Origin of the sequence: Microcoleus sp. T3_D1, assembly GCF_036700405.1 — a bacterium.
Taxonomy (GTDB): domain Bacteria; phylum Cyanobacteriota; class Cyanobacteriia; order Cyanobacteriales; family Microcoleaceae; genus Microcoleus.
Genome location: NZ_JAUBOV010000039.1, coordinates 19199 through 36046 on the forward strand (window position 1 = coordinate 19199; position 16848 = coordinate 36046).

The window sequence follows — 16848 nt, forward strand, 5'->3', positions numbered from 1 at the left end:
GAAACCCGCCCCTACAGAATGCGTGATAATGGTGCAAGGTGTTAGTTTTATCTAATTTCGCTATATCTAACTTTCATCTCCCAAATAAGCTTCAATCACAGCAGGATCGTTCCTGACAATAGCAGGCTCGCCCAAAGCAATAAGCTGACCGAAATGCAAGACGGCAATGCGATCGCACAATCCCATAACTAGCGGTACATGATGCTCGATCAATATTACAGTTAAATTAAATTGTTGGCGCACTTCGCGGATAAATTCGCTTAATTTGTGCTTTTCATTGGGATTCATCCCCGCTGCTGGTTCATCTAACAAGAGTATTTGCGGTTCTAGGGCTAAAGCGCGAGCAATTTCTAAGCGCCTCTGGTCGCCGTAGGGCAAGTTTTTGGCTTGTTCGCCCGCGCGATCGCCCAATCCGACTAAATCCAACAATTCTAAGGCTTTCCGCTGGGTTTTGCGTTCCATTGCGTTAGATGCTGGCAAGCCGAAAATCCCCGCCAGCACCGATAAAACTGGATTGCCCGATCGACTGTGGATGTGTCGGGCGATCGCCACATTTTCCAAAGCAGAAAGTTCCCCAAACAACCGGATATTTTGAAAAGTCCTGGCAATACCTTTATTGGCAATTTGATAAGGCTTCAATTGGGAAATATTTTCATTTTGATAAATCAGGTTGCCACTAGAAGCAGGTATCAGTCCAGTCATTAGATTAAATAGAGTTGTCTTGCCCGCGCCGTTAGGGCCGATTAATCCAAAAATTTCGTGTTTTTCAACTGTAAAAGATACGTTGTTTACAGCAATTAAACCGCCAAAGCGACGGGTTAATCCTTTGGCTGCTAAAACAGGATTGCTGGTTGAGAGGGTAAGGGGTTCGGAAATCATCAAATATGATAAAATAGTGATTATCTAATTAGGCCTTAGACTTAAGTATAAATGAAAGTAGAGGAAATTCAAGCAATAGTTCGCCAAAATCTCTATGTTTACACAGGTCATGGAGATATCGAGCGTCAGGCTGATGGGTTAACCTTTACTCAGGTTTAGGAAGCTTTACTCAACGGAGAGATCCTTGAGCAATATCCTAACACTGGTCGAGGTGAAAGTTGTCTAATATTAGGTTATGCAGGTGAGATTCCTATTCATATAGTCTGTGGTTGGCGCGGTGAAAGAGTAGCAATTATAACTGTATATATTCCCAGTCCCCCCAATTTTATTAACCCTAGAGATAGAGGATAGACCCATGCGAGAAATCCGATGCAATACCTGCGGTAGCAACCGCTCTGAGGAACGTAAAATTAATTACCTTTACAGTCATCAAGGTAAATACTTGCTAGTTCCTAACACGCCAGTAGAGATTTGTCTTGAGTGTGGCATGATTTATTATGATGCAGCAGTTCTAAAGGAAATTGAGCGCCGTTTCTTTGCTATTCATCAACAGAATGAAAAGCCGGATTCATATATTGAAATTCCAAGCAAGAGTTACACGTAAAGAATTGTTTTTTAGGGGGAAAACCGGAATGTTCTTAAAGTCCCCCTTTTTAAGCAGTATTTAGGGCGATCGATTTCACCACGGACAAGCACAAATTTAGATGCCCCGGAGTCCTGAAACAGTTTGATGAGAATGTATACACAATTATTCAAATGGCTGAGACGGCTCATCAAACACAAGGATTCTAGCCCATGACTAAGCACTGCCGACAAAGATTAGCTGCCGTAATTGCCCTCTCGTTTCTATCTTTCACATCGCCTTTGCTGTTGACTCGCAATGCTGCGGCTGGAATTGGGGACGAACCCACAGCTAATCCCAAACAGATTGCCTCCCTCACCGACAAGTTAAAGACTAACAATGAAACGGCACTTGATGCAGCTATTAAGCTGTTACGAAAAAGAGGTGAACCCGCCATCCCTGATAGGATGGAAGCTTTGCAGGATCAGAATTTGTCAGTCGGCCAGAGTGCTGCTGAGGTTCTAAGACAAATTGGTCTTCCTGCTATTCCTGCCTTTGTCAAAACCTTGAAAGACTCAGATGTGCCGGTTGGTGCAGAAGCTAAAATTGCACTGCCGCAGCTAATTCTGTTGCTGAAAGACTCCGATGCAACTGTGCGTAGCCGTGCAGACTATGCTTTGGGCAGGATGGGTGCAGAAGCTAAAACTGCTGTGCCGCAGCTAATTCTGTTGCTGAAAGACTCCGATGCCACTGTGCGTAGTAGTGCAGCCAATGCTTTGGGAAGTATCGGTGCAGAAGCTAAAATTGCACTGCCGCAGCTAATTCTGTTGCAGAAAGACTCCGATGCAAACGTGCGTAGCCGTGCAGACTATGCTTTGGCAAGGATGCGTGCAGAAGTTAAAACTGCTGTGCCACAGCTAATTTCCCTGCTTCAAGACTCAGATGCAACTGTGCGTAGTAGTGCAGCCAATGCTTTGGGAAGTATCGGTGCAGAAGCTAAAACTGCACTGCCGCAGCTAATTGTCTTGCTGAAAGACTCCAATCCAAATGTGCGTAGTAGTACAGCCTCTGCTTTGAATAAAATCCGTGCAAAAGCTTAAACTGCACTGCGGCAGCTAATTGTCTTGCTGAAAGACTCCAATCCAAATGTGCGTAGGTAGTGCAGCCTCTGCTTTGAGGATGATTGGTGCAGAAGCTAAAACTGTTGTGCCGCAGCTAGTTCCGCTGCTGAAAGACTCCGATGCAAATGTGCGTAGCCCTGCGGCCCCTGTCTGGCTAAGTATTGCTCTTCACCTTCGAGAAAAAGCAAAAACGCTAACTTCGCCGGAGTTAAATCAGGCTGTGTCAAACTTAGAATCAGCCTTGAAAATTTTGGCACAACCTGAAGCTAATTTCTCACAATCAACGATCGCAAATCTCCGTGTATACATCAATGCTCTCAAAGCTGAACAAAGCAATCGCCCCTTCATCAAATCACTTCCCAAACATCCCTACATCTGGGGAATTTACATATTTGTCCTCTTGGGAACCTTTGTCATCAACCCACTGCGGCCGATCAAAATCTACGAAACCTTAAAACCGAAATAGCCGGCGACAGAAACATCACCGTTTAGCTAGCCCAACTCTCTGGCAACCCACTCATTGCCAAGAAAAAAGGCACAACAGACGGCAATTTACCCGCTAATATTTTTGAGTTAATGCTGCACTATTTAAACCAAATAAACCGCAGCGGAACAGAGGATAAACTCAGCGATTACACCGCTAGATATTAACGACCAAGATGAGAGTCAATGGCAAGATTTCTTGAAGGTAGCCGACTCCCAAAATTCATCAGAAGCGATCGCAGGCTTTCTGTTAGCAGTGAAAAATTGCTATCTCGATAAAATTCCCGGTGCAAAAGATACCGACTTTCTGCCGCAAGAAATCACATCGCGCTATAATATTACAATTACCGTACCGCCTCAATCTCCTCAAGCCGTCTCGCCTGGGTAATCTTATGACGATGTACGTACCGGATTCGCAGCATTCCCAGACAAAAGTCCTCCCTACGATGTACGATCTACCCAGTGAAGACCCGGAGGAACCCGGTTTGCCTGACGAATTCCACGACTTTCAACCCGAACTGCTGCGCCTAACCTGCCGCCCCGCCAACCATCCGCCAGAACAAATATTTATAGCGACAGACCTCAATCTCTACTACGATTCTAACCATCTCAATTGGTACAAAAGACCTGATTGGTTTGTCGTCTTGGGGGCTCCGAGATTTTATCGAGGTGACGAATTGCGCCTCAGCTACGTGATGTGGCAAGAAAATGTCAGTCCTCTGGTAGTAGTAGAACTGCTGTCACCGGGAACGGAAGATGAGGATTTAGGAATTACAGAAGAAGCACGAAATAAACCCCCTACTAAGTGGCGAGTTTACGAACAGATTTTGCAGATTCCTTACTACTTTGTTTTTAGTCGGTACAACAATCAACTGAGAGTATTTCGCTTGATTGGCAATCTTTACCGGGAACAAGTTTTAACCGAGTCGCGCTTCTGGATACCGGAATTAGAATTAGGTATAGGTTTGTGGGAAGGTTGTTATCAAGGTTGTTCGAGGTTGTGGCTGCGCTGGTACGATGCTAGCGGCGATTGGGTTCTGACTCCAGAGGAATTTGAAAGGCAGCGAGCGGAATTAGAAAGTCAGCGAGCGGAATTAGAAAGTCAGCGAGCAAATCGTTTAGCCGATCGCCTCAGAGCAATGGGCATTAATCCAGATGAGCTGTAAAATTAAGTAGCAGCATGAAATGGTGCAAGCTGCAAGCGCTGTCGATAAAAACTTATTAACTAAAAATAAATTATGCCAGACTCTACCTCATTGCGCGATCGCTACTTAGGCCTAATCGACAAAATTGTCGAAATCACCCTCAAAGGTCAAATTCGCTCCAAAGAACAAGTTTATCAAATGCTGGTGCAAGACATTAGTACCGGTACTGGCGAAATCTTTGAACGCTGTTTCGGCGAACGCCTTGATGCCGCCGAAAATCAACTCAGAAATGAAAAAGACGAAATCAAACAAGCAAAGGCAAATCGCAGCCTCCGAGCGCTCAAAACCATCCAAGGAGAATGGGAACGCTGGCAGAAAGATAACCGCGTCGATCGCGCAATTGCATCCTCAATCCAACAAATCGTTAGTGCCGAATCTAACGCCCGCCTCCTGGCATTATTGCAAGTAATCGATCCGAATAAAGAACATCCGCTGACTCTGGCTCAATTGCAGCAATTAGCCAAATCTCTGCACCAACAAATGCTGCAAACTGCCAATCCCGAAACCGAACAAGATTTGCAGCAAATAACCGCCGGCATCGCTAAAGGTTTAGAATCTTGGCAGCGTTTGGAACCGGAACTTGTGGGCTGGATTTATCAGCCGCAGCAGCTAGGATTTGCCGGTAGTCCCGAAGAAAATGGGCCTTGGGCTTTTTGGGCCAAAAAAGTTAACAGTCCCTTTCCCCAGGCTCTTTTGAAGACTATTGCGCTCGGTGAATCTGTAGTTCAATTCGCAGCCCAGCAATCGAATTTAGATTTAGGCATATTGGTGGAAGTGGCGATTATTTTGCAGTGCTTGCAGCGGGCGTTGGCGACATGGTTTGACAAGCAAGTTTACGATTCCAAAGTGTCAACAAAAGCTTCAATTTCTACTTACATTACTTTTGCGGTAATTTGGAGTCAGCTAGCTAGTGGGTTTAATAATTCTACCAAGAGTGGGGAACAGTTGGCAAATGCTTGTTTTCAAGTAACTTTGCAAATTTTGCGTGCTTTTTCTCAGCGAGAATACTTTCCGCTTTACGGCGGGATTTTTGCTTCATTTGATGGTAAAGCTCTGCGGCATACTTTGGATTATTTAGACGAACCGCTGCGCCGAGTTGAAGGCACTCAAGCGAAAGCTCGGATTCTGACGCTTTTGGGTTATTCGATGCAGGCGGCTGGGGCTTACGAGCGATCGCTCTTGCTGCACAAGCAAGCGCTGGAAATTGCCCGTACCGAAGGAGACAAAGCTTGCGAAGTTGCCAATCTCAATCACATCAGCCGCAACTATGTTGCTCAAAAAAATTATCAGGAAGCGATTAATTACAGCCAGCGGGCTTTAATTATGGCACGACAAGCGGGAGAAAGGCAAGGCGAGGCAAATGCTCTAGCTAATTTGGGTTACAGTGAAGTGTTTCAAGCGCGGCAGTTGGAGGAGGTGGAACCGGAGGTTTATGAGAGTGCGATCGGTTATTTGGAACAAGGTTTGTTGCTATCGGAAAAATTGGGAGACAGGCAAAGTCAAGCTTTTTGTTCCAGCAGTCTCGGTATTGCTAAAATCGCCCTAGAAAATGCTGAAGGTGCGATCGAATATTTGCTCAAAGGTTGGCAAGCGGCTCAATTCTCAGGGGATTTATATTTGCAAGGTCTGAATTTGGCTTACTTGGCTCAAGCTTATTACAGAATCAACTCACTAGAAAAAGCGATATTTGCGGGCAGTTTGGGGATGTATACTTTGGAGCAAATTGGTGCGATGGAGTGGCGTCAATCTGCTGGTTTGTTGACTATTTTGCGGGGTCAAATGGGGGCGGAATCTTTTAAACAATCTTTGGCGAAAAGTCGAGCGAATATCATTCCGGCGATCGGTGTTGATGGCTACGATTACATCCCGGAGTTGCTGGAAAAATATCAGCAATCTATTTAATATTATGTCCGATCGATTAACCATAATATCCCGGACGGGCGGGTTTTTGAGATTGTCAATTATTGGCAGATATTGTTGGTGAACCCGCCCCTACCTGATTTCGGGCGAAGCGAAGCGGAGGGAATCGACCGGACATGATATAACTCTTTGTTGTGGAACAGGCCGAAAAGCCTGTTGCTGAGAGAGGTGCAAAATGTAAGTTTTAACTCACCCAATAGCTGCCTTATCAATTAATCTTTCATGAGCGGGCAGGATGCCCAGCCCACAACCAAATTTAAGTCTTTGTGGAACAGGCATCTTGCCTGTTCATGTGTTTTGATGCACCCCAATCTCCAAATAATTAAGGCTCAACTATCACCGGCGTTCCAACTGCGACTTTCTCAAATAAAGCCTGTGCGTCTTTATCAAACATTCTGACGCAACCGTGAGAAGCCGCCCCCCCGATCGACTCTGGATTCGGAGTACCATGAAAACCAATCACATTCTTGCCATCCGTCCAAAACCCCATCCACCTACTCCCTAATGGATTGTCTGGCCCCGCAGGAATAAGTTCTCCTGTCCAAGGATTTTGCCAAACTGGATCTTTGATCATTTGCATCACTTTAAAATTGCCTGTAGGAGTTTCCCAGCCGCCTTTTCCCACAGCAACCGGGAAACTGGTTTGCACCTTATTTTGTCGGTAAACATAGACCCGGCGTTCTCGCAATTTCAGCACTAAACGCACTTCCTCAATAGGATTTACCGCAGGATTTGGTTCCTGGGGAATATAACGAAATGGTTCTCCCAAGGGCGGCAGTTCTGGGGCTCCGAGATTCGGCAATTGTGTCTCGGATGTGGGCCGCTGCGCTGCGATCGCACTATTACTTGAATTAGCCACAACTTCGGCAGTCGCCTGCTGCTGTATGCCGATCGACAGCGCGGCTGCACTCAAGCTAAGCACAATTAGCTTATTAAATAAAAATTTGCTGTTCACCATTTTTTTGTTCGCTAAACTCCTAACCAGCAGTTCCTACAAAGTTCCTATCTAATTATCCGCCAACCGCACCCGATCGGAAAAATTTTGAGAGGGCTTTTTGACGGCAACTGCGCTGCACAGTTTTTAGTTGAAATTCCACCACTGATAACTTGTAACTCAACACAAAGCTTAGGCAATAATACCAAAACCACAAGGTTTTTAGAAGCTGCTCAGTGGAGTTCCGCAATAGAATGTCGTTAAAAAACCCGGTTTCTGCGTAAATCTTGCAAGAAAATGATTAAATTTTCCCTCCGACTAATTTGATTTTTTAGGAATGGCCAGCGGGCGATCGAGTATTCAAACTATGGCGCTGCTGTCTCCGGCAAGCACAATCTGTCTTTAGGTAGAGTTCCTCCCAGCAACAGTTAGGTCTGCGGAAAAAAACTGCAACGGTCGATCGAATAAACTCAATATATCACGGCAACACTCTAGAGATGCAAACCGCTGAACTTGTTGTAAATCGGGAACTTATGATGTAAAATTTAGTCTTTCAATACTTGTTCGATAATCTTTTTTTGAGATTGTCATAAATTTCCTACTCTGGGGATTAAACTGGATTAGGTATAGAAGTTGGGACTTTCGTGCAGCGGAAGCAAACCCAACCCTGAATAGCAGTTAATGTGAGGTTTCAATGCGTCTTCAGAACATCAAATTATTGACAGGTGCAACACTGTCGGTGCTAATTTCGGCGGTCTCAGTAAATCCTGCGATGGCTAACCCTGCAACTCAAATAGCCCAAACGCAGACCACCACAACAGCAAACACTACAACCATTGTCGGTTTTGTCAAAAGTATTGTCGGCGATGTAGTAACTATTCGCGAAGAAAGCGCGCCGTACAGGACTCTCAGGGTTCAAAGATGCGTCCTGAGAATTATTGGCCTAGTACCGGGAATGAAAGTCAGAGCCACCGTCGCCGGCTCTCAGATACAAAATATCGCCGTGATCCCCGATTATAAGGTGGTAGCCACAACGGTTGCTCGTCCCGCAACCCCAGCACCGGCACCGCGTCCGGCTCCAGAACCGCCACCGCGTCCGGCTCCTCGTCCGGCTCCGGCTCCGGCTCCCCGTCCGGCTCCCCGTCCAATTCCGGCTCCGGCTCCCCGTCCGGCTCCTGTGAGAGGACTTTGGTAGAGCTAGGTTATACCATTTGAGATTTTCGATTTTCGATTTTCGATTGGGAATTGGCAATGACAATCGAGCAATTTGATCCGGGGCCCCCGGATTCATTCGTGGGGTCGCGTTCTTCAATTCTAAAATCTAAAATCTAAAATCTAAAATCTAAAATCGATTGACCGATCGAGCTCAAAGTTTGGAGCACCGGCCTACAGTTGCATTGTTTTGTACAACTGGTATCAGTAAATGGAATGAAGCCACCGCGCCGGCGGTGGCTTAGCTGTTTAATAGCAGTTAGAATAATAGAATTGTCCAGCAATTGTGGAGAAATCGCTGCTATGTATTACCTGCGTTTCTTGCTGCTAATTCTGCTGTTGCCGATGATTGCGTGCGATCGAGCTACAGATGCGATCGCCCCTGCAGTTGGCGACAGCGGCCCCGTGTCGCAAATTCCCTCCCGTGCACCGCTGGGAAATGTTGGGACAAATCAAATTGTACCGACCAAACCGCTTTCGCCGCAGCCAATCCGTATTGTTGCAACTGCTTTGCCGCAGCCAGGAGCCAGCGAAAGCGCCTCAAAACCTCCTCAAGTAATACCGATTCCCGCATCGCCATTGCTGCGAGTGCCTCCTGGCTTTGTCGTTAACGTTTTTGCTGACAATTTAGACGCTCCCCGATGGCTGGCTTTGACGCCGACAGGCGATGTTTTGGTAACAGAAACCCGGCAGAATCGGATTACCCTGTTGCGAGATGCCAACGGCGACGGGGTTGCTGAGGTTCGCAAAACTTTTGCAAGTGCCCAAAACGGGTTAAATATTCCCTTTGGCATGGCTTTTGCCGATCGCTATTTTTTCCTCGGAAATACCGCTGAAGTCCGCCGATTTCCCTACACAAAAGGGCAGGAACAATTAACAGGTACTGGTCAAAAAATTGCCGATTTACCGGGCGGCGGCTACAACCAACACTGGACGCGAAATGTTGTCGTTTCCCCCGACAATAGCAAGCTTTTCGTCTCAGTTGGATCGCAGTCTAATGCCGATGTCGAACCGCTGCCGAGGGCGTCTGTTCAAGTCATGAATTTGGACGGCAAGAACCAGCAAATTTTTGCTTCAGGGTTGCGAAATCCGGTGGGATTGGATTTTCACCCAAAAACCAATCAACTCTACACCACAGTCAACGAACGCGACGGTTTGGGAGATGATTTGGTGCCGGATTACTTGACAAGAATTCGTCAAGGCGAGTTTTACGGCTGGCCTTACACTTATTTTAAGCCGAATTTGCTCGACCCGCGCCACTCCAGAAATGGCAATAGCGATCGACCTGATTTAGCGGCTAAAACATTAATGCCAGACGTGCTGTTTCAGGCGCACTCGGCGGCTTTGGGGCTTCAGTTTTACGACGGCAAAACGTTTCCCAAAAGATTTCTCAACGGCGCATTTGTGGCGTTTCGCGGCAGTTGGAATCGCAACGCTGGAACTGGTTATAAAATCGTGTTTGTACCTTTTAATGCGGCGAACGGACGCCCTCAAGGTTATTATGAGGATTTTCTGACTGGTTTTCTGACAGATCCGTCGGGCCCTAAAACTTGGGGGAGGCCGGTTGGTTTGCTGGTTTTACCTGACGGAAGTTTGCTATTTACCGAGGAAGCGAACAACCGGATTTATCGGGTGCAGTATCGCCGCTGACGATTGGGCGATATATTAGATACCGACTTTTTCAAGAAGTCGGGGCTCTGGTTTTTTAGTCAGCTTCAAACCTTGCTAAGTTGAGATTCGCCAGAAATTTTTTGAAAAATTAATAACCTATCTTCTTCCGCCGTTTCGCGATTTAAATCAGACAGTTCGTAATAGGAATCTGTTTCGGGCAAGTAGATTGTCGGTAAATTTTCCGGGAGAATTAAATAAGTGTTTTTCACCTGTAAATCATTGTCTATATCTAATGAATATAGAAATCCGTCAACAGGATTTACAATTAACTCGTGCAATGAAACTTGTCCCTCTATGTAAAGCTTGAGAGTTAGTTGTGCAACTCTGAAAACCAACCAGCGATTGTACAAATTATCTACATCGCACCAAGAATAAAGATAGCTATCGCCGTATTCATTCTCAAAAAGCGATAGTAGCGGGCCGTCGAAATACTCTAAATTGACTATGCTCCTGAGAGTTAGAGGAAATTTACTTAGTTTAAATCCTATTAATTGTTCCATTTTTTTGTACCTTACAATAAACAAGATGTTATTACAAATTTTGCTGCTAAATCAGCAGTAGCAAATTCATGTAGGCTCAAGTGACCGTTATCATCTATTTTGGAGACAACTCCATCTGTCTTGTCGATCGATCCTGCTGCTATGTGAGTCCCCAGAGAATCGCGCAGTTTTTTTCTTTTTTTTGTTAGTTTTAAATAACGTTTTTCGGCATTTTCCCTGGTATCAAATAATGATAGCGCATAACCTTGACATCTGGTTGCTTCAGTTTCTGGTTTTAGGTTGCGCTGCGGAGTTATTATCAGCACTGGTTTAAAGTTATTAATAGATCGTTCATCATTGGGTTCAAATACAAATCTAAAAGCCAGCATTTCTTTAGGTTGATAGTCCTGTGGCGGGCATTGAGTTGAAAGCTTATCTATATATTCTTGGTGTTTGAAACACATATTGATAATTTTAGTAGCCGATTTGATTTAAAATTTTAAATGTTAGCCGAAAATCGCTATTTTTTATATCAATTGTAATCCGTGCTTTTTGCTGTAAAAATAGTGGGTATTCCTCTTAACTATAGTATTTTTCAGTCTGTACAGCAAATAACCTAAAAATTTTGCGATCGCGCTTTAAAATCCCGAACCGGGTTGTTTGAGAAACTCGGCTTCTTCGGGAGTTGTTTCGCGTCCGAGAATTTGATTGCGGTGGGGAAATCTCCCAAAACGCTGGATTATTTCCAAATGCTGCATCGCGTATTCAATGACTGAATCGCTGTCAGGTTCGCCGCTGAGTTGGCGAAAGAGTTCGACAGATTTTTGCTGGTTTTCTAAGTTTTCGCTGTGTTGAAAAGGCAGATAAACAAACCATTTTTGTACATTCAGCAATTCGCGATCGAATTTATTATTAACAGCGTATTCGGCGGTGGCTAAGGCTTTGCTGTCTGTGGCGAATGCTTGAGGTGTTCCGCGAAACATATTGCGCGGAAATTGATCGAGCAGTATAATTAATGCTAGGCAGTTGTCGGGGGAATCTTGCCATGAGTCGAGTTTACCGGAGGCGGCTAGTTCGTATTTGGGCAGAAAGCCCGATCGCACTTGGGCATCAAAATCCGCATCTTTTTCAAACCACTTCTTTTGAACTTTGCCAAACTCAGGAGAGTGCGATCGACCAAACCAAAAATCTAAAACTTCATTCATTAGCAATCTAGTATGCGATTGATTGTTGATTAAAGCTTCTGTGTCTGTAGTTGCACAAAATGCGCTATCTGTCCAACTACAAACCGCAGCGATTAATGATTAGCAAAGATGACTTAGGAACCTTTGTTGTCCGGTGCTTAAAGTTACAAACTAGCAAACAGTCTGTCCCAAGTTTTGCCTCCCACAACTCCGTCTACAGGAATATCCGCTTGTCGCTGAAATCTTTTCACTGCATCTTCGGTTGTCGGGCCGAAAACGCCATCAATTACGATCGGGTGTCGCGACAAGCCCCGCGCGTTCAACAACTTTTGCAGTTTCTTCACATCGTGTCCTTTCGAGCCGCATTTTAAAATCCTTTTATGGTGTTTCACTGCTGGTTGATGGCAATCATCAGTGTAGCAAACTGCGGAGCCCGCTGCATAGTTGGCTCTACTTGTGCCCGTCAAAACTAATAGAGCGAGAATTGCTAGTAAATAATAAAAAGTCTGTGTTCCGGCCATACTTTCCCTGTTAATTTTTCAAGCGTTTTTTGCAAGTTGGACGATTGTTTGAGGGTGAGAAACCGGGTTTATAGGATGGGGGCATCCAATCTTGATTAACCGGGTTTCTGGCAACAGTCAACCGACATTCTACAATATAAGTGGCTTTACTGCAAAATCTCCGATCGTGCAAGTTAAATTTTGTTGCTCTTTGGTAGCAGCAAAGGTAACAATTACTTCGCAGGCAACTGCAACCGTCAGCATTACCAAGTTTCGCGCCAGCGGGTAATCGCAAACGTCATCATTCGCCGCTGAAGGAACCCGATAGTGTTGGTTCCAAATTATTTCGGAGTAATCGGCAGCTAATCCGACGTGCACGCAGGGAAGGGAGACACTGGCACAGTAATCCTTGACTGCTTGCCGCCCGACACTGTTATCAAAAGTATCGATGACTGTGGCGCCCTTGGCAAGCAGCCGATCGGCATTTGCGGGTGTCAATTCTTTTGAGTGCGCGTCAATGCTGACTCCCAAAGCGCGGTAGAGGTTGTTGGCGAGAATTTTGGCTTTGAATGCGCCGATGTCCGATCGATAATAGGGTTGAGTGGAAAGGTTGCGTTCCTCGATGCGATCGCGATCGATGACTTTTAACTGACAAAAGCCCGATCGCGCCAGACTTTCTGTAATATTCGCACCCAAAGCGCCCGCCCCGCACACCGTTACCGGGAAATTTTCGATCTGCGACATCACTGCCGCACTTCTGTAAAGTTGTTCGTGAAAAAATATACTCATGGTCAGTAGTCAGTAGTCAGTAGTCAGTAGTCAGTAGTCATTATTTCCTATCTATCTTCAACTACTCCAACTAATGATTGCAAGTCGAAGTCTTTGTCCAATCCGCTGAGACAAATGCCAGCACTCATAACTGTCAAGTCATTTTTGGCGATCGCAGAAGTGTGGTGTTCTCCCGTTCCGCTAGTCCATTCAACCAGCCAATAATTTTCGCGATCGAAAAAATCCCGCAATTCACCGCCGCCCATTTTTAGCGCCCGCTGCAAGCGCTTTTCTGCCCGCACTTTCGGATCGAAATCTTTAATATTTCGGGATACCAATTCGTAAACAGTTCGCATTTCCGGCGTCATCCCTTTAAAGCGAACTTCTTGAGGCAAAATCAACTTTTTTAAAGCTGCTTTCAACTTCTCAGATGGCAGCGGATCGGCGCGCCTGTCAATCTCTTCAAACCACAAACAATGACCGTCCCACCGCGCAACAATCGGTTCAAACTGCGAACCTTCTGTTACTAAATGCACTGGTACGGGTTTCGCAACACCCGTGCGCTGTTTAGCATCAGATTCGTTAACAGGATAAGCCAGCCAAGTTTGCCCTTGCAGCACGCAAGCCAAGTGCAAGCGAACGGGGAGGAGGAGTTGCAAATACTCGCTCACTTGCGCCAAACTCGGCTCCTCAATTACCGCAGCTATTTTCTCATTAATAGGCTTAAAAATAGCCCATCCTTCAAACTTGCGCGGCTGCGGTTGAAAAGTATAAACCATTGAGCTAATTCTTGTCCGCAGGCTTCCCCCGCGCACGCAGGGAGCCAGAAATTGGGTATCGAGTAACTCCGCTTCTAGGGCTGCGAGTTGGCTTAAAATTTTGTGGATATCTCGCACTGGATTGACCTCCGCTATATTACTTAGTTGTATCTAATCCGATTTTAAATTAAGCGATTATAAAATTTCCTCTAAATATTGACATAATAAATATTCACCGATAAAATAGAGGAGCTATCCAATTTGGACCTGGTAAATAATCAAGTAAATATGCTAGAAAACCTTTTTTCCAAGTTAGCTTTAGTGACCGTTTTGACACTTCCTATGTTGGGATATACTCCAGCAGCTAATGCTCAGAACACCTATGGAGCTACTGCTTATTCTCCGACTTCTGACGCCACGGGTATTAGTTGGGATCATGCTACAGAGGAAGAAGCACTAAACGCAGCAGTAGCCGCCTGCAATGAAAAAAGCGGAGGTGCTAACGACTGCGAAGCGCTGACTTCTAATCGCAATAATTGCGGAGCGATCGCATTAGGCAAAGGAGGAGCAGGTGCGGGCTGGGGTGACGATGAAGAAGCAGCACAAGCTCAAGCTCTCGCCGCTTGCAGCGAACTAGAGGGTGGCCGTTGTCAAGTGAAGCTTTCAGCTTGCAACGAGTAATTAAACTGATAAAAATCGGTCGGAGCTGTTTATATTTTCGCTGGTAAAACAGCTTATAAAATGGTAAGTGTAAAGTGCTCTTCGGCGCACCTTACACTTACCATTCGTCTAAAAGTAGAGTGCACCATGTGCACCTTACAGTGAATCTCCTACTTCGGAAGTAACTGCATCAGGTGGCAGCAAACTTTCTAATCTATCTTTAGACCAGTATTCCGTAGGGTAAGCAAGTGCAATAATATCAGAGAGTCGAATCAGCCACGTAACTTGTCCGTAAGCATCGATATGTTCCGCCTGTTCGTTAGGGGGAACTATCACCAAAAGTTCCGCAAACTCCCCGAACAAATTAATCGGGATGCCGCCGAAACTGCTATTATTTGTTTTAATCCAAACTTTACTGCCTCGATCGAGAGCTTCTTGGAGTCGCTGGCAGAGCAAACTGGATTTTTTGACCTGGGATTTTTTGGCTTTCGACTTTTTTCCCATAGTTTTAAGAAGTTAAAGTAGTTGTATTGTGGATTGCACAGTGGGTTGCACAGTGGGTTGCACAGTGGGTTGCACAGTGGGTTGCACAGTTCGTTGAGACAGTGGGTTGAGATTTAGTGCGAGCGCGGTTTGGTATTGAAACGGACTGAAGCAAAAAGGGATCTCGCCCCGTCGCTACCCCATTACTCTAGTCTATAAGAAAGTGCTGTACTGCGATCGTAATAACAATTTAATCGCAAAATCGCGAAATGACACCAGTTCCCAAAAAATGCGACTCTACCCAAGCTTCAAACCCTTAATTTATCAGTGCTTCCCAATCTAAAATCTAAAATCTAAAATCTAAAATGGTATGACCTGCGGTGGCACTGTTACAAAGTCAGTCAACGATATCCGTGTTTCTACTGTGTCCAAATGCAGTATAATCGGCGGAATCTTCCCAAATCGTTTAAGTAAAACAATGGACTGGCGAAAGCTCATTCATCCAAACCCGAAAGCTTCAACAAGTCAACCAGCAGCGCCAGAAACTCGATTGTCTGTAGAATTTTTGCTAGGGCTCTTTGCTGCGGGATGGACTCAACAGCAGGTGTTAGAAAAATATCCCGCACTGACTTCGGAAAAGTTGCGCGATGCTTTGGCGGGTGCGGATTCCCAGTTAGTCTCCTCCATCGCTAATCCAGAATTACAAGAAATTATCGCTCAAACTAGAGAATAATTTACAATGCTAACACCTGAAGGATTGCGGGCTGTTTTTCGTTTGCTGCTGAATGTCTCCGTATATAAAAGTTCTACTTGACGCGATAATTCCAGGTTTGGATAGCTAAATCTATAAACCATCCTAAATTAAAGTCTGTCTCCTTTTGGTAAATTTCCCACCATTCCCTAGTAGTGCTATCAATAGGTGGAGTAATTCCTTTAAGGAGATACAAAAGTAAGAAAAAAGTATTATGATTATAACCTAGTGCAGCTTGCGTCAAGTACATATTAGGTTTACACCATTTTAACATTCCATGCCTAGTCATTCCTGAAAATGTATTAGGTTGAGGTTGCTCTTTTAAGTTGATAGTATCTTTGGTACAAACAACCCATTCTATAGAAGAATTGGGAGAAAAAGGGTTGCCTACTTTTTTCAAAACAAATCCAAATCTAGTTATCGGTGTTTTGATATTTTTATTAACGGCGGTTGGCAACCAAAGAAATAAAAAGATTCCGTTAGTAGTGTGAGTTATTTCTGCCACTTTTTTGTGATTCACTCCATCCCCAGTTCCATACAATATTTTTCTGTAAGTGGTACTAACCATTTCTTTTACTTTTGGCTGAGACAAAAGCAAAGTTCGCAACTTCAGAAAATCTGTATCATAGTCTGGTGGGAGCCTACCTACAAAATTGCGAGTAAAAGCAGGTAAACTGCTACGATCTAAATTAGGAGAGATTTCTGGCAACCCAAATACAGGGTAAGAAATCTCATAAATTTGACTTAATAGTTTAAATTGACCTGAATTATGATGATTTTGTACAGCAAATTCCCAAAAAGAAAAATCTTCTTCAAATTTTGAAGCTTCTTTGTCTGTGTAATTATCAGCGTGAAAACTCGGTGCGATAGCTATCATTTTCACTGGCAATGAATAGTCAATTTTATCCTCAAAGCATTTATTGGTGATAATAGCTTTACGATACCGAGTTAGCTGCGAAACTAATCCTCTATCTTCTTCATTTTTCAACTCAATAATTATCGGCTGATTTTCGGATTTGGTACAGCACAATAAATCGCATCGCTGCATTTTTACAGTATGCTGCCTTTTGATTTTAATTAGCGAGGGAAATATTTCATCAAATTTCTCATCTATATAATCTTCCAAATCCATCTCGGATTGAAATTTGATTTCACCACCACTATAAATTAACTTGCGATTAGCAGTTTTTACCCTCTCATTAAACCTTTTACCTTGGGTTGATAGATGTTTTGCTTTGAGGTATGGCACAGTAGCTATCCCATAAAATGAGCATTGCC

Annotated in this window: 20 protein-coding genes and 1 pseudogene; 11 read left to right on the forward strand and 10 right to left on the reverse strand. The window is 44.6% G+C overall.

What is annotated here, in order from left to right; translation table 11 throughout:
• Positions 1 to 66: 66 nt before the first annotated feature.
• Positions 67 to 879 (reverse strand): ABC transporter ATP-binding protein, encoded by an 813-nt coding sequence (locus QT992_RS18320; RefSeq protein ID WP_333377434.1) that lies wholly within the window; start codon positions 877 to 879, stop codon positions 67 to 69.
• 171 nt (positions 880 to 1050) lie between these two features.
• Between QT992_RS18320 and QT992_RS33645 the strand changes: the two are divergent.
• The 7 genes and pseudogenes from QT992_RS33645 to QT992_RS18350 form a co-directional block, all read left to right on the forward strand.
• Positions 1051 to 1230: pseudogene (locus QT992_RS33645) on the forward strand (DUF4258 domain-containing protein); the annotation flags it as partial.
• A 4-nt stretch (positions 1231 to 1234) separates the two neighbouring features.
• Positions 1235 to 1483 (forward strand): type II toxin-antitoxin system MqsA family antitoxin, encoded by a 249-nt coding sequence (locus QT992_RS18325; RefSeq protein WP_333317091.1) that lies wholly within the window; start codon positions 1235 to 1237, stop codon positions 1481 to 1483.
• A 191-nt stretch (positions 1484 to 1674) separates the two neighbouring features.
• A complete protein-coding gene (locus QT992_RS18330; protein ID WP_333377437.1) occupies positions 1675 to 2541 on the forward strand; it encodes a HEAT repeat domain-containing protein in 867 nt (288 codons plus the stop codon).
• A 46-nt stretch (positions 2542 to 2587) separates the two neighbouring features.
• The gene (locus tag QT992_RS18335) at positions 2588 to 3028 is read left to right on the forward strand and encodes a hypothetical protein (RefSeq protein ID WP_333377439.1); all 441 of its coding nucleotides are present in this window, start codon (positions 2588 to 2590) and stop codon (positions 3026 to 3028) included.
• A gap of 216 nt (positions 3029 to 3244) precedes the next feature.
• Complete coding sequence (locus QT992_RS18340; protein ID WP_333377441.1) at positions 3245 to 3433, forward strand: hypothetical protein; 189 nt, start codon at positions 3245 to 3247, stop codon at positions 3431 to 3433.
• A gap of 4 nt (positions 3434 to 3437) precedes the next feature.
• Complete coding sequence (locus tag QT992_RS18345; protein ID WP_333317087.1) at positions 3438 to 4211, forward strand: Uma2 family endonuclease; 774 nt, start codon at positions 3438 to 3440, stop codon at positions 4209 to 4211.
• Positions 4212 to 4283: 72 nt separating this feature from the next.
• Complete coding sequence (locus tag QT992_RS18350) at positions 4284 to 6152, forward strand: tetratricopeptide repeat protein (RefSeq protein ID WP_333336955.1); 1869 nt, start codon at positions 4284 to 4286, stop codon at positions 6150 to 6152.
• A gap of 340 nt (positions 6153 to 6492) precedes the next feature.
• Here the strand turns inward: QT992_RS18350 and QT992_RS18355 are convergent, their stop codons facing one another.
• Entirely contained in the window at positions 6493 to 7128 is a 636-nt protein-coding gene (locus QT992_RS18355) for a L,D-transpeptidase (RefSeq protein WP_333336957.1), read from the reverse strand.
• 670 nt (positions 7129 to 7798) lie between these two features.
• On the opposite strand from QT992_RS18355, the gene QT992_RS18360 reads away from it, so the two are divergent.
• Entirely contained in the window at positions 7799 to 8299 is a 501-nt protein-coding gene (locus QT992_RS18360) for an autotransporter (RefSeq protein ID WP_333317081.1), read from the forward strand.
• Positions 8300 to 8532: 233 nt separating this feature from the next.
• Positions 8533 to 9966, forward strand: coding sequence for a sorbosone dehydrogenase family protein (locus tag QT992_RS18365; RefSeq protein ID WP_333336959.1), 1434 nt, complete (start codon positions 8533 to 8535; stop codon positions 9964 to 9966).
• A 65-nt stretch (positions 9967 to 10031) separates the two neighbouring features.
• On the opposite strand, the gene QT992_RS18370 is transcribed toward QT992_RS18365, so the two are convergent.
• The 6 genes from QT992_RS18370 to QT992_RS18395 form a co-directional block, all read right to left on the reverse strand.
• The gene (locus QT992_RS18370; protein ID WP_333317077.1) at positions 10032 to 10487 is read right to left on the reverse strand and encodes a DUF6575 domain-containing protein; all 456 of its coding nucleotides are present in this window, start codon (positions 10485 to 10487) and stop codon (positions 10032 to 10034) included.
• Between the two features lie 11 nt (positions 10488 to 10498).
• Complete coding sequence (locus QT992_RS18375; RefSeq protein ID WP_333317075.1) at positions 10499 to 10930, reverse strand: hypothetical protein; 432 nt, start codon at positions 10928 to 10930, stop codon at positions 10499 to 10501.
• A 174-nt stretch (positions 10931 to 11104) separates the two neighbouring features.
• The gene (locus tag QT992_RS18380) at positions 11105 to 11671 is read right to left on the reverse strand and encodes a DUF924 family protein (protein WP_333336961.1); all 567 of its coding nucleotides are present in this window, start codon (positions 11669 to 11671) and stop codon (positions 11105 to 11107) included.
• 143 nt (positions 11672 to 11814) lie between these two features.
• Entirely contained in the window at positions 11815 to 12171 is a 357-nt protein-coding gene (locus QT992_RS18385; protein WP_333317070.1) for a peptidoglycan-binding domain-containing protein, read from the reverse strand.
• Between the two features lie 129 nt (positions 12172 to 12300).
• Positions 12301 to 12939, reverse strand: a complete 639-nt coding sequence (locus QT992_RS18390) for a ThiF family adenylyltransferase (RefSeq protein WP_333317068.1) — start codon at positions 12937 to 12939, stop codon at positions 12301 to 12303.
• A 47-nt stretch (positions 12940 to 12986) separates the two neighbouring features.
• Entirely contained in the window at positions 12987 to 13814 is an 828-nt protein-coding gene (locus tag QT992_RS18395) for a hypothetical protein (RefSeq protein ID WP_333317066.1), read from the reverse strand.
• Positions 13815 to 13964: 150 nt separating this feature from the next.
• Between QT992_RS18395 and QT992_RS18400 the strand changes: the two genes are divergently transcribed.
• A complete protein-coding gene (locus tag QT992_RS18400) occupies positions 13965 to 14357 on the forward strand; it encodes a DUF4189 domain-containing protein (RefSeq protein WP_333317064.1) in 393 nt (130 codons plus the stop codon).
• 135 nt (positions 14358 to 14492) lie between these two features.
• Here the strand turns inward: QT992_RS18400 and QT992_RS18405 are convergent, their stop codons facing one another.
• Positions 14493 to 14840 carry a hypothetical protein gene (locus QT992_RS18405; RefSeq protein ID WP_332983160.1) on the reverse strand — a complete coding sequence of 116 codons (348 nt, stop codon included), beginning with the start codon at positions 14838 to 14840 and terminating at the stop codon, positions 14493 to 14495.
• A 457-nt stretch (positions 14841 to 15297) separates the two neighbouring features.
• Here QT992_RS18405 and QT992_RS18410 point away from each other — a divergent pair, with 457 nt between their 5' ends.
• Complete coding sequence (locus QT992_RS18410) at positions 15298 to 15552, forward strand: DUF433 domain-containing protein (RefSeq protein WP_333336964.1); 255 nt, start codon at positions 15298 to 15300, stop codon at positions 15550 to 15552.
• Between the two features lie 73 nt (positions 15553 to 15625).
• Here QT992_RS18410 and QT992_RS18415 read toward each other — a convergent pair whose 3' ends face one another.
• Positions 15626 to 16819, reverse strand: a complete 1194-nt coding sequence (locus tag QT992_RS18415; protein ID WP_333336966.1) for a hypothetical protein — start codon at positions 16817 to 16819, stop codon at positions 15626 to 15628.
• Positions 16820 to 16848 lie beyond the last annotated feature (29 nt).